This is a genomic window from Sphingobium aromaticiconvertens (assembly GCF_037154075.1).
Taxonomy (GTDB): domain Bacteria; phylum Pseudomonadota; class Alphaproteobacteria; order Sphingomonadales; family Sphingomonadaceae; genus Sphingobium; species Sphingobium aromaticiconvertens.
Genome location: NZ_JBANRJ010000001.1, coordinates 2,888,790 through 2,911,558, shown reverse-complemented (window position 1 = coordinate 2,911,558; position 22,769 = coordinate 2,888,790). Strand labels below are relative to the sequence as shown.

Below are 22,769 nucleotides of genomic sequence, written 5' to 3'. Positions count from 1 at the left end.
CGCTGGAGCGCCGGGCCTTTTGATTTGTGATTTCAAGGAAGATAATCATGGCTGCCACGCCCTCCAATCCGAACGGCCCGGCCATGGGGCGTCGCGCACTGCTGGGCGGTGGCCTTGGCGTGGTGGCGCTCTCTGCCATGCCGATCCGCGCGCGGGCCCAGTCGGGAGATCGCGCGCCGGATGCGCCTCGCACCGGAACAACGGCGGTTGCCCAGCACCGGGTCGAGGTGCCGATGCCGACCGGCGGCGTGTCGGCGGGGCATCCACTCGCGGCGATGGCGGGCACGCGGATGTTGATGCAGGGCGGTAGCGCGGCTGATGCTGCTGTCGCGGCGATGGCGGTGATGAATGTCGTGGAACCTTGGGCATCGAGCGCGGCGGGTAACGGTTTTGCCACATGCCTTGATTGCAAATCGGGCAAGGTGCTGTCACTGGCGTTTGCCGGGGGAGCGCCGAAATTGCTGGACCCTAACGTCGATCCCAAGCTGCTGGATCATGGGCATAAGGCAGTGGCGGTGCCAGGGGCTTTTGGCGGCTGGATCGCTTTGGCCCGGCGCTTTGGTCGGTTGCCGCTTTCGACACTGTTGGAACCGGCGATCGGTTATGCGCGGGACGGGCATCCACTCGATCCGTCGATCGCGATGTTCATCAGGCGGGCGCAGAAGACTTTGGCGCTATATCCCACGACCGCCGCGATCTTCTTGCCCGGCGGACAACCGCCAGAGCCGCGCTCGATCTTTCGCAATATGCCACTGGCGCGGACGTTGCAGGCGTTGGTGGATGCCGAGGCAAAGGCGCGGAAGGGCGGGGCAGATCGGGACCGGGCGTTGCAGGCTGCCCACGATTATTTTTATGCAGGGCCGATCGCGCAGGAGATGACACGCTTTTCGGAAAATCAGGGCGGCTGGTTGCGGATGGCCGATATGCGTGCCTATGCGGCCAAATGGGCCGATCCGGTAACGACCAATTATCGCGGTCTGGATGTCTATTGCAGCCCATTGACCTCCCGCACAGGGCTGGAGGTTTGCGAACAGCTCAACATCGTCGAGGGTTTTGATCTGGCCGCGCTGCCAGCCGGTGGCCCGCAGGCGACTCATTTGCTGATAGAGGCGATCAAGATCGCAAAGGCCGATGTCTATCGCTATGCCGCCGATCCGGCGTTCAGCAAGATCCCGGTGGACATGCTGCTGTCCAAGGGATTCGCCGCTCAGCGTCGTAAGCTGATCGATCCCGCCCGTGCGGTCGCCTATCCCGAGGGCGCAAAGATTGCGGGCTATATAGATGACAGGGTGCAACTGGCCGTGCGCGACGGACGCAGCCGGGGTGGAGATACGACCAGCCTGGCGGTGGTCGATGCGGACGGCAATGCCATCGCCGTCACTACGACGGTCGGCGGGGGCTTTGGCACGTTCGTGGTGATGGGCGACACCGGCCTGCTCTGCAACAACGGCTTGCGGGTTGGGTCCAGCGCGCCGGACAAAGGGCATCCCAACACGGTAGCGCCCGGCAAGATCGCGCTGCTGGGCAATGGTCCCACCATCGTTCTGGACAAGGGGCGGTTCAGGCTGGTCTGCGGATCGCCGGGCGGGGAGACGATCGGCCAGACGCAGTTCCAGTTTCTGATCAATGTGATCGACCGGGGCATGGGTATTCAGGCCGCGATCGAAGCGCCGCGCTTTGCCCTGGACGCCGAACCCAGTTTCTACCAGCCGGGCGCGGCGATCACGGTGCAGATGGAGGGGCGCTTCGACCCTGCCACGACACAGGGGCTGACGGCGATGGGGCACCGGCTGGAAACGGTCGGTCCCTATGCCATTGGCAGCGTGCAGGGGGTGCTGGCCGATGCTTCGGGTGCGCGGATGGGTGGGGCCGATCCACGTCGCATGGGTTATGCCGTAGGCTATTAAGCGCCGCTCAGGCGGTGCTGGACAATTTCATCAGCGCCAGCCCGGCCACGATCAGCGCCGCCGCGATCAGGCGCGTGGCGCTGACACCTTCACCAAGAAAGGTGATGCCGACGAGGAACGCGCCGACCGCGCCTATGCCCGTCCACACCGTATAGGCGGTGCCGAGCGGCAAGGAGCGCATGGAAAGCGCGAGCAGGGCGAAACTCGCCACCATGGCTACGGCCATGATGATGGTCGGCCACAGGCGGGTGAAGCCTTCCGACTGTTTCATTGCAAAGGCCCAGACGACCTCAAGTAAACCGGCAACGACAAGCATGGGCCAGGCCATGGCAGACTCCTTCAAGAGAGGCCGGGCCGTCCCGGATTTCTGCCCATGAAGGGGGAGGACGTGGCCTCGCCGTGCCGAATTAGGAACGGCATGGCGAGGAGTCAATGTCCGGTCAGTCGGCTTTCGGCTTGAGCAGGTCTTCCATCTTGTAGACTGTCCCATTGGCGATCACGGTATCGACGTTGAAGGTGTTGGCGATATTTTCGCGCGGGTCGCCCTTCAGCAGTACGATGTCGGCCAGCTTGCCCGGCTCGATCGTCCCTGCGTCCAGATTGAGCGCCTGTGCGGGGGTCACGGTTGCCGACTGGAGCGCCTGAAACGGGGTGAGACCTGCATCGACATAGGAGGCGATCTCTGCATGAAGGTTGGTGGCGATGATCGTATCCGTGCCTGCGGTGAGCTTGACCCCTGCGTCATACATGGCCTTGATCGCCTGCCGCTGCCCCTCCAGCATGGGGCCAAGCATCCGGGCCATTCCGTCCGTTCCGCGCACCGACTCCTGCGCCCAGAGCGGATAGAGGTTGACGCGCGGATCGTCGCGATAGGTCGGGTTCTTCTCCAGATAACCGGTCAGCGCGCCGAACATGGTGGGTGTCAGCACGCGGTGGCTCTTGCCAAATAGCTGGATCACATCCTCATAGGACCGGCCCATTGGTCCCTGTTTGGGGGAATAACCGCGCCGGCTGGTCGCGCCCATATGTTCGGTGCCGTCCACGCCGGTATAGGCAGCGGGAAAGATTTCATGTCCCGTCACCGGCACGCCCATTTCATGGGCGGCCTCGACGATCCGGCGTTGCTGGATGTCGGGCATCCGCACATAGCTTTTGAGAACGTCCTGTTTCAGAATACGGGCGCGTTCCAGTTCGCGCTCCAGATGGGCGGGACCGGCGACGGCGACACCCATTTTATAATAGACGCGCTGCCATTCCAGCAGCGGCCCATTGGTGTAGATGCGCGGGCCGATGCGGACGCCCGCTTCGGCGGCTTCGCGATCCTCGATCCCATAATAGGCTTGGTTGCCCGGATCGCGCACTGTGGTGATGCCATAAGCGAGCCAGGCCCGGTGGGACGCTGCGCCGAAATCCTTTTGCGAGTGGGAGTGATGCTCGATCAGGCCGGGAATGGCGGTCATGCCGGTGCCGTCCACGACCTTTGCGTCGCCGCCATGGAGCGCCGGGTCATGGGCAACGACCGACGCGATCCGGTTGCCCTCTATCACGATATCCTTGTCGCGCTGGGTTTCGTCGCGCACGGAATCAACAAGGCCGCTGACGTGGATGACCGTCCGTCCGCTGGGCTTGGCGAGGGTGTAGGTGAAGTCTATCGGCACTTCGCGCGCGACGCCGGTTTCGACATCGATGGTCTTCAACCTGTCGTTCGATTGGTAGAGGATCGTATGGCTGTCGCCCGACCATGTGGGATAATGGGCGATTTCGGAGGTGTAGGCGCGAGGCGGCCCGGCGGGCTTGCCGTCCGATCCGACCGGCCAGACTTTCAGCAGACCTTCGTAGATCGCCGCCATCTTGGTGCCATCGGGCGACCATGCGGGACCGCCGCCGCCGCGCGTGTCGATCGACATGTCGGCATCGGGTATCTGCCAGAAAGGCGCGCTCTTGCCATCGGTAGGGATCACATAGACCTGATTGGTGCCCTCACGGAAGCTTTTGGAATAGAGTTTGGAGAGGGAGATGGCGACATAGCGTCCGTCCGCCGACCAGCTTGGTTCGCCTGGTTGGGGGAGCGAACCTTGAAGTCGGGTGATCTTGCCCGTCGCCACGTCGATGGTGAAGACGCCTGCTACCCCCCAACGTCCATCCACGTCGATGGCGGCGATGGACTTGCCGTCGCGCGACCATGCCGCCCCCAGCGGCTGGGTGTCCATAGTGGTGAGTTGGCGGTCCTTGCCGGTTATGAGGTCGCGAATCCAGATTTGGGGCAAACCGCCGCCCTTGTCGGAACTATAGGCGATTTGTTTGCCGTCCGGGGACCAGCTTGGGTCGGCGTCCATTGCATGATCTTTGGTCAGATTCTCCGGCTTGCCGCCCTTGGCCGACACAATATAGAGATCGCCGACCGCGATGAAGGCGATCTTTTCGCCATCGGGCGAGAGGGTGGGGCGAGCGATGCCCAGTACCTTGCGAGGGGCGGTTGAATCCCAATCACGCTTTGCTCGTGTGTAGCTGGGCTGGGTGACTTCCAGTCCGGCGGTGAAGGGGATGGTCTTGACGGATTTGCCGGTGCGCTGCCGAATTTTACCGTCCGATACATAATAGTAACCGCCTTTGGGCATCCAGGAGGCACGGAAGGGGAATACATTTTCGTTCCCCGACACTGTCGTGCCGTCCACTTCCAGATGGCTGCTCGCCTGATCTGCGACGACATAAGCCAGTGCACCTTCCGGGCTGAAGGATGGCGCGTCGATCTTGCCCGCGACTTCCCTGAGCAGCGTCTCGTTGCCATCGATCAGGCTTGTAATCCACAAGGCAGACTTGTCGCCGCGGGGGCTGGCATAGGCGATCCGCGCGCCATCGGGCGACCATGTGGGCAGGCGATCTTCAAAGGGGTTGGATGTCACCTGCTTCAGCGCGCCGGTCGTCAACTCGATCGTCCAGATATTGTAGCTGGGGTCGCCCGCGCCCTTGCGGTCAGATGAAAAGGCGATGCTCTTGCCGTCCGGGGACCAGGCGGGTTCGCGGTCGTCATAGAGGCTGTCGGTCAGTTGCTTGCGGTTCGATCCGTCGGCATCGACGATCCACAGGTCGTAATTGCCCTCCCGATAGGCGAAATAGGCGAGGTTCTTGCCATCGGGGGACCAGACCGGCTGGCGCGCGTCACTGAAATAATCGGTGATCCGCTTCGCCCGCCCGCCCTTGGCCGGGATCAGCCACAGGCTGCCCTGAAGGTCGACAGCCAGCATCCGGCCATCGGGAGAAGCGGAGACAGACATGGAGGTGCCTTCATGTACGTCGAAGGCGATGGTCTTGCCGCCGCCCGGCGGGGTCAGCGCGGGGGAGGACGGGGCGGATGTCTGGGCATGCGTGAGCGATGTTCCCGTCGCCAGCATCGCCAGCGTTGCGGCCAGCGCTGCCCTGTGTCCTGTGGCCTTCATATTTGCTTGTCCCCGCTTGACTGCTCTTATGCGGGAAGGACGGTGCTGGGCAGAAAATCCGCTATTGGTCCTGTCGTTCAGGCCTGTGCAGGAACCAGTTCTCCTGCGCTGGCATAAGCGGCTTCGTCCAATATCCCCTCCCGCTTGGCAACGATGGTCGCGACCAGCACTTGTCCCGCGACGTTGACCGCGGTGCGGCCCATGTCGAGGATCGGGTCGATGGCGAGCAGCAGGCCCGCACCCTCCAGCGGCAGGCCCAGCGTCGAGAGGGTGAGGGTGAGCATCACGGTGGCGCCGGTAAGGCCTGCCGTCGCCGCCGACCCGATGACCGACACAAAGGCAATCAGCGCATAGTCGATCGCGTGGAGGTGAATGCCATAGAAGCCCGCGACGAAGATCGCCGACAGCGCCGGATAAATGGAGGCGCAGCCGTCCATCTTGGTCGTGGAGGCCAGCGGGATGGCAAAAGCGGCATAGCTTTTTTCCACGCCCATCCGCTCCGTAACGGCCTCCGTCACCGGCATGGTGCCGACCGAGGAACGGGAAACGAAGCCCAACTGGATTGCGGGCCATGCCTTGGCGAAAAAGGGGAGGGGTTTGAGGCCATTGAGGATCAACAGCGTCGGATAGACCCCCAGCAACACCAGCGCGAGGCCGAGATAGATAGCGCCGGTGAAGGTGCCAAGCTGCGCCAGTGCGTCCCAGCCATAGGTCGCGACCGCCGAGCCGATCAACCCCGCCGAGCCGACGGGCGTCAGGCGGATGACCCAGCCGAGCAGCGCGCGGACGATGGCGAGGAAGGAGCGGACGAAGGTCAGGAACGGCTCTGCCTTTTCGCCCACTTTGAGCGTGGCGAGGCCGACGACGATGGAGATGACAAGCAGTTGCAGGATATTGAAGGAGATGCTGGTACTGGCCGCGCCACCTGTGATCTTGGTACTGGCCAACAGGGCCAAGCTGTTGCCCGGCACCAGACCTTTGAGGAAATCGAGCCAGCCGCCGACGGAGGAGGGAGCTGTGGGCGGTGTTGCCGGTCCCTGCGCGCCGATGCCCGGCTGGATGAGGACGCCCAGCAGCAGGCCGATGCTGACCGCAATCAGGGCGGTGATCGCGAACCAGAGCAATGTCTGGCCGGCAAGGCGGGCGGCATTGTCGAGCGCGCGGAGGTTGGCGATGCTGGCGACGATCGCGGCGAAGACCAGCGGCGGCACGATCGCCTTCAACAGCGATACGAAGATGCTGCCAATCGTCTTGAGCGTTTCAGCGAGCCAGTTGAGATCGCCCTCTGGCCCCGCGCCCATGGTCCGGGCGACAAAGCCCAGGGCAAGGCCAACGACCATGCCGACCAGCACCTGAAATCCGAAACTGCGATAGTGTATCGTCATGGCGTCCATTGTCCCTTTTGGGGGTAAGGCCGCAATATCGGAGGTGTTCCGTCTGATTGCGCGATAGCAATTCTAATTCAGGGCAAAGCGCGGATAAGGTCGCCCTTTCTTCGTCGCATGCCTGTGCTTCAACGTAGTGGCGCAAGCAATCCGCCATGCCAAGGATAATGGGAACCAGGAACTGGCTCTAGCGAGGGGGCGTCCCATCCTGCCAGCCGCCGCCAAGAGCGAGGAACAGGCCGATCTGGCCATCGACCAGCGCAACCTGTGCCGCTGCCGCTGCCGTCCGCGCGCTGGCGAGGCTGCGCTGCGCGTCGAGGAGGGCAAGGAAGTCGCTGCGGCCAAAGCGGAACAGACGGTTCGCTTGGTTCGCCGACTGGGCGGCGCTGTCGCGGGCGCGGGCGAGGGCGGTGGCGCTGTCCTGATCACGGCGATAGGTTTCGAGGCCGGTTTCGACCTGCCGCAAAGCCTCCAGCACCGTGCCGTCGAACTGGGCGACGTCGGCCTCCACCTGTGCGCCGGCCTGCGCGATGCGGGCGCGGACGACCGGGCGGTTCGGGAAAGACCAACTGAGCAGCGGGCCAAGGCTGAAACCGAAGGAAGAGGTGGAGCCAAAGGATTTGACCGGGCCGGTCAGGCCGACCGACCCGCCAAGGCTGACCTGAGGATAGAGGTCGGCCATCGCCACGCCAATTCGGGCAGTGTTGGCGGCAAGCGAACGTTCGGCAGCGCGAATGTCCGGGCGCCGGCGGATCAGGGCTGCGCCATCGCCCACGGGCAGGGGGGCGTTGAGCCTTGGCAGGGTCGCGCAGGTCGCGATGTCTGTCGGATAATCTGCAGGCGGTTTACCGAGCAAGGTTGCGAGCAGATAAAGAGCGGCCTGCCGCTTCCCCTCGAACGCTGGCAGGGTGGCCGCGCTCTGGTCGACGGCGGCCTGTGCGCGACTGACGTCGAAGGCGGTGCCGCGCCCGCCGCGCTGGAGCCGCCGGGTGGCGTCGAGCGTCTGGCGCTGTAGCGCGACAACGGTGCGATTGACGTCCAGCGCATAGTTGGCGGCGCAGACATCGGCAAAGGCGCGGGTCGTGGCGGCGGCGACGCTGACGCGCACTGCGTCGCGGGCAGCGGCCACGGCCTCGGCATCGGCCTGCGCAGCCTCTATCCCGCGCGCGATCTTGCCGCGCAGGTCGAGCGGATAGGAGGCGGAGAGGCCAAGGTCATAGGCAAGCACGCCCGGCAGGCTTTCGCCCGTGCCTGAAGGGCGGGTGAGGCTTTCGCCGCCGCTGATATTGGTCGATATTGTGCGCCCGGCGCGCGCCTCTCGCACGATCGCGTCGGCGCGGGCGAGATTGGCGTCGGCGGCGCGCAGATCGGCATTGGCGGCCAGTGCCTGTTCGATCAGCGCGTCGAGGCGCGGGTCGGCATAAAGCTGCCACCAGCGGTCAGGCAGTGGTGCCTGCGAGATAGAGGCGCCGGAGGCGGCGATGAAATTGCCGGTCGCCTTGGGTTGGGTGGCGATCGAATGTTCCGGGGGGCGGTAATCCGGCCCGGCGGTGGCGCAGGCGGACAGCAGGGCGGTTGCGGCGAGAAGAAGAGAGTGGCGGACCATGGGTCAGCGCTTTTCCGGCTGGGCGGCTGCGGTCGGATGAATGGTGACGGTCGCGGTGCGTCCGGCGATCAGGCGGATGTCGCGGGGCACCTCCAACAGCTTGATCCGCACGGGGATGCGCTGGGCGAGGCGGACCCAGCTGAAGGTCGGCTCGACCGTGGGAAGGAGGTTGCCGGAATCCGAACGGCTGCTGTCGTTGATGCCCGACGAAATGCTTTCGACCCGGCCCTTCATGTCGCGATTTTCGCCCATCAACCGCACGGTGACGGGCGCGCCGGGGTGGATCATGGGCAGCTTGGTTTCCTCGAAATAGCCCTCCACCCGCAGGCTGTCGCTGTCGATCAGCGCCATCGCTTGGGTGCCTGCCGCCAGATAGTCGCCAGGATGGAGGTCCAGATTGGTGACGACGCCGTTGACCGAGGCAGTGACGCGGGTGCGGCGCAGATCCAGTTCCGCACCGTCCTGCGCGGAGATGGCTTCGGCAAGGGCGGCGCGGGCGGTGGCGGCGCGGGCGACATTTTGTTCATGGCTCTCGGCAGCGACCAGATCGCCCAGCGCAAGGTCGCGGCGGGCTTCCCTCTCTGCCTGACCCAGCGTGGCGCGGGCGCTGGCGATCCGCGCCTTGGCCTGTTCCACCGCCAGCGAATAGCGGGGACGGTCGATCACGAATAGCAGGTCGCCTGCCTTCACCGCCTGATTGTCGCGGATCGCGACCTCCGTCACCAGTCCGCCAATATCGGGCGTGATCCGCACCACGTCGGCGCGCACCCGCCCGTCGCGGGTCCAGGGGCTGCGCTCATAATGGTTCCACATCCACAGCGCGATCAGGATCGCGATGATGACGATGACGATGGTGGCGGCGCTGCGCGTGATCGTGGCAAGGGGCTTCATGTGCGGATACCAAGCAGGGGGAAAAGGACGGCCAGCAGGCCGAGGCTGAAGATGAAGAGGCACAGGTCCACCAGCGCGCGATAGGCGACGAAGCGGTACAGGCTGAAATAGCCGACCAGTCGGATCAGGCCGAAGGTCAGGAACAGCGCCACCACCGAGAGCAGAAGCAAAGTGGGAAAGAAGACGCCGCCAATGGCGATTTCACCGGTCATGCCGCCATCTGCCTTTCATAGCCATGTGCCTGTGGGAAGAGGTTGCGGCGCAGGGCGACAAGCGCCAGCGTCGCGGGCCGGGCGGCCTGCGGATTCTGCGTCAGCTGGTCCATGGCGGTGTCGATGTGGGCGAGCAGCGCAGAGTCTGCGGGCGCAGGGGCGTTGGGGTCCAGGCGACCATAATAGGTGCCGACGTTGCGCAGCACTGCGGTGAGCGCGGCGGCGTCTATGGGGGGCAGTGCGTTGCGAAGTTGCCGCAACTCGCCGATTGCTACGCCAGTCCGCAGATCGCGCAGGGCGTCGTAAAGCGGCTTGCCGCTATCCTCCCCGCGTGCGGCAAGGCGCGGGGCGAGCAGGGCGATGCGGTCAAGCATCCGGTTGATCCAGCCGCGCACATCCGGCGCGGCGCGGCTGTCGCTGCGTGCCGCGATGTCGACCCATCCGGCGCGGATGGTGCGGCGGATGGCGGCTTCCGCTCCCGCAGAATGCAGCAGTCGGGCCATCAGTATCGCGAACCACACGCCTACGATCTGCGCGATCGCGCCATTCACATAGGCGGCAAATGCATTGATATAGGTTGCGCCCAGCAGGACGGGGCTGCCCAGGCCCAGCATGGCGGCCATCGCGATCAGGCCATAACGCGGGGAGGCCATCAGCGCGCCACCGACTAGCAGCATCGGCGCCATGGCGGCGGCCATCATCGGAAAGCCGTCCAGCCGGGGCAGGATGACATAGCCATAAAGAAGGCCGATGAGCGAGGCGATAGCGGTGCCGATCATGAAGCCCTTGAGCGGCCCGACGGGATCGTCGACGGCAGAAAAGAGCGCAAGGAACACGCCGGCCAGCATGATGGAGGTGGAAAATTCCGCCGATCCGCTGCCGATCCACAGGGCGCAACCGATGACGATCGTCAACATCGCGCCGAATGCCCCGCGCAGGGCGCCGCCATAGTCGCGATGCAGGGCGCGGTCGCTGCGTAGCTGGAGCAGTTCGGCCACGCGCGGGGTGACGGGCTTGCGGCTGTGCGTTTCGATCTGGTCGCGCAGGTCGCGGGCGTCCCGGTGCGCGGCAATCAGGGAGGCGAGGCGGGCAAGCAGGCTGAGCATCATCATCGCCTGCCAGGACATGGCGACATCCACTGCCGGTTCCAGTTCGGTGCAGCGGGCGATCAGCCCTTCGGCGGTTGCGTGTCGGGCGTCGCTGTCGCTACCCGGGCCGGCGAGCCAGACGCGGACGTCTTCGATCAGCGTGGCAACAGGGGGAGGGAGGGCGTGGCCCTCGTCCCGCAACGCCGTCATTCTATCGTCCACCGATGCACCCAGTGGTAATAATAGCGATAGCTGATCCTGTAACGCGCGGACGGTGCGGACGCGGGGCGACAGGCGCGCGGTTTCGAACGGCAGGTGAACCGAAAGCTGGTGTAGTTCAGTGATGTCCTGCGCCAGACGGCGGCGTTCCTGCTCGACGCCCGGCACGGGTTCGGGCGCGATCGCGTCCCGGGACCAGCGTTCGGCATCGCCAAGGATGGTTTCGATGCGGCGTAACAGCAGGCTGGTGACGGAGCCGGGCAGGATGAGGCCATGGACCAGGCTGCCGCAGAGAATGCCGAGGATGATTTCCTGCACGCGCAGGCTGGCGACGGTGAAGATGGTGCCGGGCGCGTCGACACTGGGAAAGCCAATCAGGCAAGCACTATAGCCCGCCAGCACGAACATGTAGGCGCGCGGCGTGCGGTCCAGTAGCGAGATGAAGACGCACAGGCCCAGCCACAACGCAAAGGCCAGCGTCAGTAATTCGGGCGCATTGACTAGTGCAGGTACCGCCAGCACAGTGAAAGCCGCGCCGACGATCGTGCCGATCATGCGGAAGATCGCCTTGGAGATCACGGCGCCCGCCAGCGGCTGCGCGACGATATAGGAGGTGAGGAACGCCCAATAGGGCCGCTCCAGTCCGATGGCGAGCGCGAGGTAAAGCGCCAGCATTGCGGCCATGAAACATTTGAGGGAGAAGAGTGCCGGGGGCCAACCGAAGCGCGCGCTCATGATTATTGCCGCCGTTCTGCCATGGCGCCCGCCAGATGATCGAGTACGCGCAACGTGGCCGCTATGTCCTGTGAAGGAAGGCCGGTCAGCAGGTCCTCGCGCAGATTGACCAGGGTTTCCTCAATTTCACCGGCCAGCGCCTGCCCCTTGGACGTCAGCAACAGATGGTTGACGCGGCGGTCGTCCGGGCTGGCCTGCCGCAGCACCAGGTCTGAGGCCTCCAGTTGATGGAGGATGCGGACCAGCGAGGCTTCGGTGATGCCGATGGCGCGGGCAAGATCCGCCTGCCGCACATCCTCCCCAAGACGGTTGAGCCAGACCATGCACCAGCCGGTCGAGTTCGACACGCCTAACTGCGATAGTGCCTGATCGGCCAACTGTTGCCAGGCGCGCGACACGGGGTTGAGGCGCGTTGCCAACGTGCGTTCGAGTCCCTTGCGATTCATTGACATTAGTTAGCGAACTAATAATATGATTTCAATAGGGCGTTTGCAATGGGAAGACCGAGAGCGCCCCGTCAGGCTTCTGCGCTTCCATGTAGAGGATGATCGCAGTCACCGCCGCTATGATTGCGAATATGATCCAAGCCGTCTGTTGCCCCCTTGTGAACGGGAGAATTGGTGCCTCATTCTCCGGCGTTCCCTCTGGCTTAGGGAAGCTGTGAAAATTAAGGTCGGTGCGCTTTGGTTCGGTCATTACGCATGGTAACTTTTTCGTTTGAGATGGCAAGGGCACTGTGAAATTCGGTGCCCTTGCCATTGAAACTATTCCATCAGAGCAGGAATATTTCGTGCGTTTAATGCTCGTTCGTGGAGTTCCACCACGTCGAGCGCGAGCGCCATTAGTTGGCTATATCGCGTAAGGTCCGACCGTTGTTCTTCGGTAATGTCACGCTCATCCAGCACGTCACAGGCGAAAATGCCCAGATGGTATGCGCCCTGTTCATCGGCGCGGCATTGATTCAACCATTTGGCAAAGTCCATTTCTTCCGGCGGGTAGGCTGCATAAACGATCCGGCCCACGCGCTCGATGAGTGCGGGATCGCCGATGTCTTCTAGTTTCATGTTGTTAGCTCCTTTCGTTACCGTTTCAGGAGCAAGCCAGCTATGCGGCAAAATCGCCGGTGTCGAATTGGCAATTGCGGCGGGATTTGGGCATGCTGGTTTGCGCGGTGTTAGGGCTGCTGGCGCAGCCGCCCCAATATCGCAGCCGCACCTCTGGCGAATGCCGCACGTTCCTTCTCGACCCGCGCATAGATCGCGTCAGCAGCCTCAAACGACCCCGGCGTATCCAGCCACGCTATTTGATCGGCGATGCGCTCAAGGCCTGCCAACTGCTGTTCGTTTAATGTCGTCATTCTCGCCTCCTTGGTTGAAGAGGCTAACCAGCTATCGGGCAAAAAAGGTGGGCACAAGAGGCCCAAAGTGGGGGTTTATTGTATAGCATGCAGCCTAAGCCTTGGGGCTTTTACGGAGTTGGCATCTGATATTTATTTTCAGAGTGTCCGACTGGCGGATGGATGCATATTGTTCAGTATGCGGCGCTGACAACGGCGGTCATTGGCGTGACAACCGATGCGAAATTGACCGCCATTGTTGCTACAGCAGTCGTTACAGCACTTGCTACAGAGCTTGGCCTCAAGCCCTTGTAATATAACGATTTTATGAAAGTGGTCGGGGAGACAGGATTCGAACCTGCGACATCCTGCTCCCAAAGCAGGCGCGCTACCAGACTGCGCTACTCCCCGACACGCAGAGGCCCTTAGCTTCGGCGGCATTCATAAGGCAAGGGAAAAGCGTTCCGCGACACGGACAAAACAATATGTGAATCGGCAAACAGAGTCCCGGAATTATCCCGAACCCTGCCTACGCCCGTTACAACCCTCATGGCCGTCATGAAGCGGGCCGGCAGAAAGTGGTCCGGCGAGTCCTGCAAGGATTCATTTTTCGATATGCTGTAAACCTGGTTCGCGGTGCATCGAGCCGTCGGGGGGACCGCTGATCATGCAATCGCTGGCGAACTGCCAACTGGCAGGTCAGGCAAGCCGTAGCGCGACTTCATTCATGAAGCGGGCGTCATCGTCCTTCGCCAGCCATTCGGCTTCTGCACCGATCGCGCCCAGCATGTCGGCCAGGGCGTCGATTTCGCTCTTGTGATAATTGCCCAGCACATAGCCGTGGACCCGGTCCTTATGCCCCGGATGGCCGATGCCGATCCGTACCCGGCGAAACTCCGGGCCGATATGGGAGTCGGTCGAGCGCAGGCCGTTATGCCCGGCGGTGCCGCCGCCGCGCTTCACCTTCACCTTCATCGGCACGAGGTCGAGTTCGTCGTGAAAGACGGTCACGTCCTGGGGCGTCAGTTTGTAGAAGCGCATCGCTTCGCCCACAGCGCGGCCGCTTTCGTTCATGAAGGTTGCAGGTTTCAGCAGGATGATCTTTTCCGGTCCGATCCGCCCTTCCTGCACCCAGCCCTGAAATTGCTTCTTTGGCGGGGAAAAGCGATGGAGGTCGGCGATGACATCGGCAGCCATAAAGCCGACATTGTGCCGGTGCATCGCATATTGCGCGCCCGGATTGCCCAGGCCAGCCCAGATCTGCACGATGTCCCTTTCAACGAAAAATCCCGCCCGCCGGGTAGGCGGACGGGATCAAAATTGCCAGCCCTGGAAGAAGGCTGCGGGCGATTACTCGCCTTCGGCCTCGGCAGGGGCTTCTTCGGCCTCTGCACCGGCGCTCTTCAGCGCGGACGGGGCGACGATGGTCGCGATGGTGAAGTCGCGGTCTTCGATCGCGGGCTTCGCACCCTTGGGCAGCTTCACAGCGCTGATGTGGATCGAATCGCCAACTTCAAAGCCGCTGAGGTCCACGACGACATCGTCGGGAATCTCGGAAGCATCGACGACCAGCTCGACGTCATGACGCACGATGTTGAGTACGCCGCCCTTCTTCAGGCCGGGCGAAGCGTCTTCATTTTCGAAGCGCACGGGCACTGCGACGGTGACGGAGGCATGTTCGGACACGCGCAGGAAATCCGCGTGCAGCGGGCGATCGGTAACCGGATGGAAGGCGACGTCCTTGGGAAGCGTGCGAACGGCCTTGCCGTTCACTTCGACCATGACGACCGAGTTAAAGAAGTGGCCGGTGCCGAGCAGCTTGCCGAGGAGCTTTTCCTCAACATGGATCGACAGGGGTTCTTCATTCATTCCATAAATGACGGCGGGTACGCGGCCCTCGCGGCGGAGAGCGCGGGAGGCTCCCTTGCCTGCCCGATCGCGTGCCTCGGCCGACAGCGTAAGCTGATCGCTCATTGCGTGTCTCCAAAAAGCAGTTGGTTAAAGTGTCTTTCCCGCCACGCCTCCAGGGATGACCATAGCGGGAAGGCGGGCCATTAGCAGAAAAGGGCAGGAAAGCAAGTCGCGCGTTGCGTCAGGGCAGGCGCGTCACCGTAAAGCCGCGCGCCTGAAGGATCGTGATGAGATTGTCATTCCCGGCTAGATGAGCGGTGCCGACCGCGATGAGGGGGCGACCGTGCATCACTGCGATCTTTTCCACCCATGCCTTGTTCCGCGTTGTGAGCACCGCCGCCTCGACCATCGGGTCGGGTGTACGGCGGCCGGTATCTGCGCGGGCGATGGCGTCGATATCGCCCATCATCCACGCCTTGACGATGGTTTCGAACATCGGTCCCATCTCACCGAAGTCCGCGATTACCTCCCCCAACATGCGCCGCTGGGTCGCTTCTGGAAGAGTGTCGAAGGCCCGAAATTGCGCCTCGACCGTTTCAAGGCCCTCGATGCTTTTGCCCGCCGCGCGGAAGCGGGCGGTGAGCGTCGGTTCGACACCGTTGGTTTCGCTGACGTCCAGCGTGCGCTGGATCGCGGCGGACAGCAGCATCGCCGCCGCCCAGCTTTCATAGGGGCGCAGCCCCGCAGGTTGCGCGGTCCCCTTGGCGGCGAGTCGGTCGAGCGCTTCGCGTTCGTCCGGTGCGATCCTTTGTGCGATCGGGGGTAGGGCAGGGCTGCGGCCAAGGCGTTCGAACGTGGCCATGACCGCCGCCTGATCATCCAGATTGCCGACTTCCAATACCAACCGATCGGCCTTGTCGATCGCGGCGTTGATCCGGGGCGTTCGCCACGCCACGCCATCGGGCAGGACATGGACGGTGCCGAACAGCCAACCGTCCAGATCACCCTTCTGCACCCGCCAAAGCGCTGGCCCGCCGCCCTGTTCGACCGCAGAAGGCGGATTGCCGCAAGCCGCGACCAGCAGCAGCGCAAACAGCGAGAGAAAACGGAACGCCGCATGCATCATGGCGTCAGTCGCGCACCCGTTTCGATGCAACACCCAGCCCCTTGAGTTGCGCCTGCACACTGGTCCGGCCCGCCAGATGGCCTGCACCCACCGCGATGAACACCGCGCCTGGCTTGTCCAGCCGCTGCTTGATCCATGCAGCCCAATTGGCGTTGCGATCGACCAGCAGCACCTTGGCCAGCTCTGGTGTGGCCTCCAGCGAATCGTTCATTTCGTCGGCCAGCTTGTCGGACTCGCCTTTGCGCCAATGGTCGATCAGGGAAGCGAATTCGCGCTCCATGTCCGGCAGGCCGTTGACGGTGGCGTTGAGGAAGGCGATCTGATGTTCCATCGGCAGGCTGGCGAAATAGCTGATCTGCTGTTCGACCGTCTCCAGCGCGCTGACGGGCTTGCCGGTTGCCTTGGCCGCCTGCGTCAGTTGCTTCTCGGCGCCCAGATCAGCCTTATATCCCAGCCGCTCCAGTGGGGCGACGGACAGCATCATGCCTGACATCCAGGGATAAAACCCTTCAAATGCCGCCCAGGGCAAGCCGTTCACGACCATCGCCGCCTGATATTTGCCACGCGCATCCATACTCAGGCGATCTGACAGCTTGACGCCATCGCTCGCCATCGCCTTGCCCGCCATGGCCGCCGCCATTTCATTGGGGTTTTCAGGCTCGACAATCTCCAGCACCAGTTCGTCCGACTGGTCGAAGGCCCGCTTTATGTCGCCGCTGAACCAGGGAATGCCAGGTTTCAGGACATGGACCGTTCCGAACAGATAGATGGTCGTGTCGGCATCCTTCACCACCCATAGAGCTGGCGCGGCGGCGGCCTTGGGCGTTTTCGCCGCTACCGGATGTCCGGGCGCGTAGGTGCCCAGCAACAGCAGCGCGGCGGCCAGCCAGCGCGAGAAGGGGGCCTTCATGCAATCATTCTCCCGTTCCGATCCGGTCAGTTCTGCCCTCATGCGGGGACGCCGCTTTGCGGGCAAGCGCTTTGCTCGCCCCTTGACCCTCCCGCCGTCCTGCGCCAAGGCGCGATGCCTGCAATAACTGGCATTTCAGGGACAATATTCACGTGGCCGATGGCAAAGTCCTATCCTTTCAGGACCTGATCCTGACTCTGCACGCTTATTGGGGTCGGCAGGGCTGCGTGATCCTGCAACCCTACGACATGGAGGTTGGCGCGGGCACTTTTCACCCCGCGACCACGCTGCGCAGCCTGGGGCCGCAACCGTGGAACGCCGCCTATGTCCAGCCCAGCCGTCGTCCGACCGATGGCCGCTATGGCGAGAATCCGAACCGGCTTCAGCATTATTACCAATATCAGGTGATTATGAAGCCCAGCCCGGCGAACCTTCAGGAGCTGTATCTGGGTTCTCTGGTGGAGATCGGCATCGACCCGCTGGTCCATGACATCCGCTTTGTCGAGGATGACTGGGAAAGCCCGACGCTGGGCGCCTGGGGACTGGGCTGGGAAGTGTGGTGCGACGGCATGGAAGTCACCCAGTTCACCTATTTCCAGCAGATGGGTGGCTATGATTGCAAGCCGGTCGCGGGTGAGCTGACCTACGGCCTCGAACGCCTTGCCATGTATATTCAGGGCGTCGACAGCGTTTATGACCTCAAGTTCAACGACGCCGGTGTGACCTATGGCGACGTGTTCCTTGAAAATGAAAAGCAGATGTCGAAATGGAATTTCGAGGTCGCCGACACCGAAAAGCTGTTCCGCTGGTTCAAGGATGCCGAGTCCGAGTGCAAGGCGTCGATCGAGGCGAACGTACCGCTGGCCGCCTATGACCAGGCGATCAAGGCAAGTCATGTCTTCAATCTGCTCCAGGCACGCGGCGTGATCTCCGTACAGGAGCGCGCCAGCTATATGGGCCGGGTGCGCGACATGGCGAAAGGCAGTTGCGAGGCGTGGATCGCCAGCAATGCCGAAGACTGGGCAACAAAGTTTCCGGGGTGGAGCGCGTAAATGACTGACTTCCTCCTCGAACTGCGCTGTGAGGAAATCCCGGCGCGTATGCAATTGAAGGCCAGCGAGGATTTCGCCCGCCTGTTTACAGAGGAACTGGCGAAAGCCGGGCTGGTGCCGGAAGCCATCGACAGCTTCGTCACGCCCCGCCGCCTTGCGCTGATCGCGCGCGGCCTGCCGCTGGAAACGGCGGTGGTGAGTGAAGAGCATAAGGGGCCGCGCACCTCTGCGCCGCCACAGGCGCTCGAAGGCTTCCTCCGCAAGACGGGCCTGACACAAGATCAGTTGGAGGACCGCGACGGCATATGGTTCGCGCTCGTCAACAAGCCGGGCCGCGCTACGCCGCAGGTGCTGGCCGAGGCCGTGCCCGCCGTCATCCGCGCTTTCCCCTGGCCCAAGTCCATGCGCTGGGGCGCGCCGTCCCAGACCACGACAAGCCTGCGTTGGGTCCGCCCTTTGCAGGGCATCCTCGCCATCCTTGGCGAAGAACTGGTGGATATCGACGTGGACGGCACGCGCAGCAGCTATGCCACGCTTGGCCATCGCTTCCATCACCCCGGCGAAATCACCATCGGCAGCGCGCATGACTATGTCGAAAAGCTGCGCGCCTGCCATGTGATCGTATCGCATGAGGAGCGGCAGGCGATCATCGCGGAGAAGGCGGCGCAAGCCGCCGCCGCAAAGGGCTATAGCGTCATCGAGGACAAGGGACTGGTCGCGGAAAATGCGGGCCTGACCGAATGGCCGGTGCCGCTGCTGGGCGATTTCGACCCGGCATTCCTTGAGGTTCCACCTGAAGTAATTCAGCTAACCCTTCGGATAAACCAGAAATATTTTGTTCTCCGCGACGATTCTGGCAAGCTGGCGCCGGCCTTCATCTGCACCGCTAATATCGAGGCGAAGGATGGCGGCGCGGCAATCATAGCGGGTAACCGCAAGGTTCTGGCCGCCCGCCTGAGCGACGCGCGCTTTTTCTGGGAGCAGGACCGCAAGACGACGCTTGCCGATCACGCGAAGAAGCTGGAACGCATCACCTTCCACGAAAAGCTGGGCACGGTCGCCGACAAGGTGGAGCGCGTCGCCAAGCTGGCCCGCTGGCTGGTGGAAGAGGGGATCGTCAAGGGCGCGGACGCGGATCAGGTCGAACAGGCCGCCCGTCTCGCCAAGGCTGATCTTGTCACCGAAATGGTCGGCGAATTCCCTGAACTTCAAGGGGTTATGGGCGGCTATTATGCCCGTGCCGAAGGCTTGCCGGATGCAGTCGCGGACGCCATTCGCGACCATTACAAGCCGGTCGGGCAGGGGGATGATGTTCCTACTGCGGCGGTAACGATTGCGGTGTCGCTGGCGGATAAGCTGGATACGATTGCTGGGTTTTTTATGAAGGATATGAAGCCGACGGGTTCAAAAGATCCGTTCGCTCTACGCCGGGCAGCACTTGGCATATTGTCCATCCTGACCACAAACGTGTTGAGGGGAAAGCTGCCTCAATGGCTTGCAGAAGCAAGGCAAAATTTTCTGACGCAAAATATTGTTGACGAGCGTTCGACCGAAGGGGCCGGAGAGACTGTTCGATCGTCTATCATCGCTGCATTCAAACAAGTTTATATGCTGGATATTCGTAGCTTTGTTGCCGATCGCCTAAAGGTTCAACAACGGGAGGCTGGTGTCCGCCACGACCTAATCGATTCAGTGTTCGCGCTGGGCGACGAAGACGATCTTGTTCGCCTGCTCGCCCGCGTAAAGGCGCTGCAATCCTTCGTCGCCACCGATGACGGAACGAACCTGCTGGCCGGATACAAGCGCGCGGCCAATATCTTGAAAAAGGAAGTGGTCGATCCAACGATTGTGCCCGCAGCACCGTCCGAGCCGGCGGAGTTGGCACTCAGCGAAGCACTCGACGCTGCCGAACCGCGCGCTGCCGCCGCAGTGCAAGAGGAACGGTTCGAGGATGCGATGGCGGCCCTTGCCACGCTGCGCGCGCCGATCGACGCCTTTTTCGAATCCGTGACCGTCAACGATGCCGACCCGGCCAAGCGGGCCGCGCGTCTGGCGCTGCTCGCGCGGGTGCGTGATGCAGTGCAGGGTGTTGCCGACTTTTCGAAAATTTCAGGGTGACGCAGTAATTGGTCGGCCTGTTTGATAAATTTCCGTCAGTCGGACAGTTTTTATCGTAAACATGGGTGCACTAGTCGCCCGGAGCTTGTAATGATTGTTGCGGCGCACAAAGCACCGCCGGGCATCCAGTGCAGGGAAAGCCACCTACTATGATGACTAAGGAAGAGGCCAGCATGACCACGACCGCAACCCGTTATGTCTATCGTTTCGGCGGCGGCGTGGATGATGGAGGCCCAGATGGTAAAATCAGGGGCGACCGAAACCTTCTGGGCGGAAAGGGCGCGAATCTGGACGGCATGGCCGCGATCGGCCTGCCGGTGCCTCCCGGCTTCACGATCACGACGGCGATGTGCACCCGCTATTATGAAGATGGCGGCGTCTATCCCGAAAGCCTGAACGCGGAAGTCGCGAACGGCATCGCCCATATTCAGGGGATTACGGGTAAGGTTTTCGGCGACGCGGCCGATCCGCTACTGGTTTCGGTCCGTTCCGGCGCGCGCGCGTCGATGCCGGGCATGATGGACACGGTGCTGAACCTGGGCCTCAACGACGCGACTGTCCTTGGTCTGGCCTCCACCAGCGGTGACGAGCGGTTCGCCTGGGACAGTTATCGCCGCTTCATCCAGATGTATTCGGACGTTGTCCTCGAACTCGATCATGGCGCCTTTGAAGAAGCCCTTGAAATCGCGAAGGAAGATCAGGGCTATACGCTCGACACCGAGATGACGGCGGACGACTGGAAGGCTCTGGTCGCCGAATATAAGGCGCTGGTCGCCAAGCTGTGGAACAAGCCCTTCCCGCAGGATGTGCATGACCAGCTTTGGGGCGCGATTTCCGCCGTGTTCGGTTCCTGGCAGTCGGAGCGCGCGAAGGTTTATCGCCGCCTGAACAACATTCCCGGCGAATGGGGCACTGCCGTCAACGTGCAGGCGATGGTGTTCGGCAATATGGGCGAAACCTCGGCGACGGGTGTGGCGTTTACCCGCGACCCGTCGACCGGCGAGAACGCCTATTATGGCGAATATCTGATCAACGCGCAGGGCGAGGACGTCGTCGCAGGCATCCGCACGCCGCAATATCTGACCAAAGCCGCGCGCGAGCGGGCAGGGGCCAAGCCGCTGTCGATGGAAGAGGCGATGCCGGAGACCTATGCCGAACTGGCCGGGGTGTTCGAAATTCTCGAAAAACATTATCGTGACATGCAGGATATCGAGTTCACGGTGCAGCAGGGCAAGCTCTGGATGCTCCAGACCCGTTCGGGCAAGCGCACGGCCAAGGCGGCGCTCAAAATGGCGGTCGACATGGCCAGCGAGGGCCTGATCGGTGAGGAAGAGGCGGTCGCCCGCGTCGATCCCGCCGCGCTCGACCAGTTGCTCCACCCCACGCTGGACCCCAAGGCGCCGCGCGACGTGCTGACCAAGGGACTTCCCGCCTCGCCGGGCGCGGCCAGCGGCCTGATCGTGTTCGACGCCGACACTGCCGAACGGCGCAGTGAAATGGGCGATGCAGTCATCCTGGTTCGCGTAGAAACCTCGCCCGAAGATATTCACGGCATGCACGCGGCCAAGGGCATATTGACCGCGCGTGGCGGCATGACGTCGCACGCCGCCGTGGTTGCGCGCGGCATGGGCCGCCCCTGCGTCTCCGGTGCGGGTGGCCTGTCGATCGACAACAAGGCGAAAATTCTGCGTGTCGGCGGCCGTGAACTGGGCGAAGGTGATCTCATCACCATCGACGGATCGACCGGCGAAGTGATGGCGGGCGAAGTCGCCACCGTGCAGCCTGAACTGGCGGGCGATTTCGGCGTGTTGATGGTGTGGGCCGACAAGGTCCGCCGCCTGAAGGTGCGGGCGAATGCCGAAACCCCGCTCGACTGCCAGACGGCGCGCGATTTCGGGGCTGAGGGCGTGGGCCTGTGCCGGACCGAGCATATGTTCTTCGACGCAGCGCGCATCACCGCCGTGCGCCAGATGATCCTGGCGGACAGCGAGAAGGGCCGCCGCGAGGCGCTGGACAAGCTGTTGCCCGAGCAGCGCGACGATTTCGCGCAGATTTTCATGGTGATGGCGGGCCTGCCTGTGACCATCCGCCTGCTCGACCCGCCGCTGCACGAGTTTCTGCCGCATCAGGAATCCGAGTTCGAGGAGGTGGCCAAGGCCGCCAATGTCGGGATTGAGGTGCTCAAGCGCCGCGCTTCCGAACTGCATGAGTTCAATCCGATGCTCGGCCATCGCGGTTGCCGTCTGGGCGTGACCTATCCCGAAATCTACGAAATGCAGGCCCGCGCGATCTTTGAGGCGGCGCTGATCGTCAAGCAGCGCAGTGGCGAAGCGCCGATCCCGGAAGTCATGATCCCGCTGGTCGCGACCAGGAAGGAACTGGAGTTGATGAAGGCGATCGTCGATCGCGTCGCGGCTGAGGTCTTTGCGGAGCAGGGCGCCAGCGTCGACTATCTGGTCGGCACCATGATCGAACTGCCGCGCGCGGCACTGAAGGCCGGAGAGATTGCCGAAGTGGGCGAATTCTTCTCCTTCGGCACCAACGATTTGACGCAGACGACGATCGGCATCAGCCGCGACGATGCAGGCCGCTTTCTGACGCAATATGTGGACAAGGGCATTTTCGCCCGCGACCCCTTCGTCAGCATCGATGTCGAGGGTGTGGGTGAATTGATCGAGATCGCCGCCGAGCGCGGTCGCAAGAGCCGTCCGGGCATCAAGCTGGGTATCTGCGGCGAGCATGGCGGTGACCCGGCCTCTATCGCCTTTTGCGAGACGATTGGCCTCGATTATGTCTCGGCCTCGCCCTATCGTGTGCCGATCGCCCGATTGGCGGCGGCGCAGGCGGCGCTCGCCAAGCGCGGTTGATACAGGGGGAAGCTCACAAGAAAAAGGCC

General features: G+C 62.9%; 18 protein-coding genes and 1 tRNA gene. 4 read left to right on the top strand and 15 right to left on the bottom strand.

Annotated elements, in window-relative coordinates; genetic code table 11:
• The first annotated feature begins 47 nt into the window (after window positions 1-47).
• Window positions 48-1,907 (top strand): gamma-glutamyltransferase family protein, encoded by a 1,860-nt coding sequence (locus WFR25_RS13925; protein WP_336971647.1) that lies wholly within the window; start codon window positions 48-50, stop codon window positions 1,905-1,907.
• A 7-nt stretch (window positions 1,908-1,914) separates the two neighbouring features.
• Here the strand turns inward: WFR25_RS13925 and WFR25_RS13920 are convergent, their stop codons facing one another.
• From WFR25_RS13920 to WFR25_RS13850, 15 genes are all read right to left on the bottom strand, one after another.
• The gene (locus tag WFR25_RS13920; protein ID WP_336971646.1) at window positions 1,915-2,235 is read right to left on the bottom strand and encodes a DMT family transporter; all 321 of its coding nucleotides are present in this window, start codon (window positions 2,233-2,235) and stop codon (window positions 1,915-1,917) included.
• A 112-nt stretch (window positions 2,236-2,347) separates the two neighbouring features.
• Window positions 2,348-5,299, bottom strand: a complete 2,952-nt coding sequence (locus WFR25_RS13915; RefSeq protein WP_419723210.1) for an amidohydrolase family protein — start codon at window positions 5,297-5,299, stop codon at window positions 2,348-2,350.
• 122 nt (window positions 5,300-5,421) lie between these two features.
• Complete coding sequence (locus WFR25_RS13910; protein ID WP_336971644.1) at window positions 5,422-6,729, bottom strand: dicarboxylate/amino acid:cation symporter; 1,308 nt, start codon at window positions 6,727-6,729, stop codon at window positions 5,422-5,424.
• Between the two features lie 187 nt (window positions 6,730-6,916).
• Entirely contained in the window at window positions 6,917-8,335 is a 1,419-nt protein-coding gene (locus WFR25_RS13905; protein ID WP_336971643.1) for a TolC family protein, read from the bottom strand.
• A gap of 3 nt (window positions 8,336-8,338) precedes the next feature.
• Entirely contained in the window at window positions 8,339-9,226 is an 888-nt protein-coding gene (locus tag WFR25_RS13900) for an efflux RND transporter periplasmic adaptor subunit (RefSeq protein ID WP_336971642.1), read from the bottom strand.
• Entirely contained in the window at window positions 9,223-9,438 is a 216-nt protein-coding gene (locus tag WFR25_RS13895) for a DUF1656 domain-containing protein (protein WP_336971641.1), read from the bottom strand. Before WFR25_RS13895 ends, WFR25_RS13900 begins: the two co-directional genes overlap by 4 nt.
• The gene (locus tag WFR25_RS13890; RefSeq protein WP_336971639.1) at window positions 9,435-11,480 is read right to left on the bottom strand and encodes an FUSC family protein; all 2,046 of its coding nucleotides are present in this window, start codon (window positions 11,478-11,480) and stop codon (window positions 9,435-9,437) included. Before WFR25_RS13890 ends, WFR25_RS13895 begins: the two co-directional genes overlap by 4 nt.
• Before the next feature lie 2 nt (window positions 11,481-11,482).
• Window positions 11,483-11,926, bottom strand: coding sequence for a MarR family winged helix-turn-helix transcriptional regulator (locus tag WFR25_RS13885; protein ID WP_336971637.1), 444 nt, complete (start codon window positions 11,924-11,926; stop codon window positions 11,483-11,485).
• A gap of 318 nt (window positions 11,927-12,244) precedes the next feature.
• Complete coding sequence (locus tag WFR25_RS13880; RefSeq protein WP_336971636.1) at window positions 12,245-12,544, bottom strand: hypothetical protein; 300 nt, start codon at window positions 12,542-12,544, stop codon at window positions 12,245-12,247.
• Window positions 12,545-12,654: 110 nt separating this feature from the next.
• On the bottom strand, window positions 12,655-12,837 hold the full coding sequence (locus WFR25_RS13875) for a hypothetical protein (protein ID WP_336971635.1): 183 nt from the start codon (window positions 12,835-12,837) through the stop codon (window positions 12,655-12,657).
• A gap of 313 nt (window positions 12,838-13,150) precedes the next feature.
• A tRNA-Pro gene (locus tag WFR25_RS13870) sits at window positions 13,151-13,227 on the bottom strand.
• A 288-nt stretch (window positions 13,228-13,515) separates the two neighbouring features.
• Window positions 13,516-14,082 carry an aminoacyl-tRNA hydrolase gene (gene pth, locus WFR25_RS13865; protein ID WP_336971634.1) on the bottom strand — a complete coding sequence of 189 codons (567 nt, stop codon included), beginning with the start codon at window positions 14,080-14,082 and terminating at the stop codon, window positions 13,516-13,518.
• A gap of 84 nt (window positions 14,083-14,166) precedes the next feature.
• Complete coding sequence (locus WFR25_RS13860; RefSeq protein WP_336971632.1) at window positions 14,167-14,790, bottom strand: 50S ribosomal protein L25/general stress protein Ctc; 624 nt, start codon at window positions 14,788-14,790, stop codon at window positions 14,167-14,169.
• Between the two features lie 118 nt (window positions 14,791-14,908).
• On the bottom strand, window positions 14,909-15,793 hold the full coding sequence (locus WFR25_RS13855; RefSeq protein ID WP_336971631.1) for a TraB/GumN family protein: 885 nt from the start codon (window positions 15,791-15,793) through the stop codon (window positions 14,909-14,911).
• A gap of 4 nt (window positions 15,794-15,797) precedes the next feature.
• Window positions 15,798-16,703, bottom strand: coding sequence for a TraB/GumN family protein (locus tag WFR25_RS13850; RefSeq protein ID WP_336974899.1), 906 nt, complete (start codon window positions 16,701-16,703; stop codon window positions 15,798-15,800).
• Between the two features lie 152 nt (window positions 16,704-16,855).
• Here WFR25_RS13850 and WFR25_RS13845 point away from each other — a divergent pair, with 152 nt between their 5' ends.
• From WFR25_RS13845 to ppdK, 3 genes are all read left to right on the top strand, one after another.
• A complete protein-coding gene (locus WFR25_RS13845) occupies window positions 16,856-17,755 on the top strand; it encodes a glycine--tRNA ligase subunit alpha (RefSeq protein ID WP_336971630.1) in 900 nt (299 codons plus the stop codon).
• Window positions 17,756-19,873, top strand: a complete 2,118-nt coding sequence (gene glyS, locus WFR25_RS13840; protein WP_336971629.1) for a glycine--tRNA ligase subunit beta — start codon at window positions 17,756-17,758, stop codon at window positions 19,871-19,873.
• Between the two features lie 149 nt (window positions 19,874-20,022).
• Window positions 20,023-22,740, top strand: a complete 2,718-nt coding sequence (gene ppdK, locus WFR25_RS13835; protein WP_336971628.1) for a pyruvate, phosphate dikinase — start codon at window positions 20,023-20,025, stop codon at window positions 22,738-22,740.
• The last annotated feature ends 29 nt before the right edge of the window (window positions 22,741-22,769 follow it).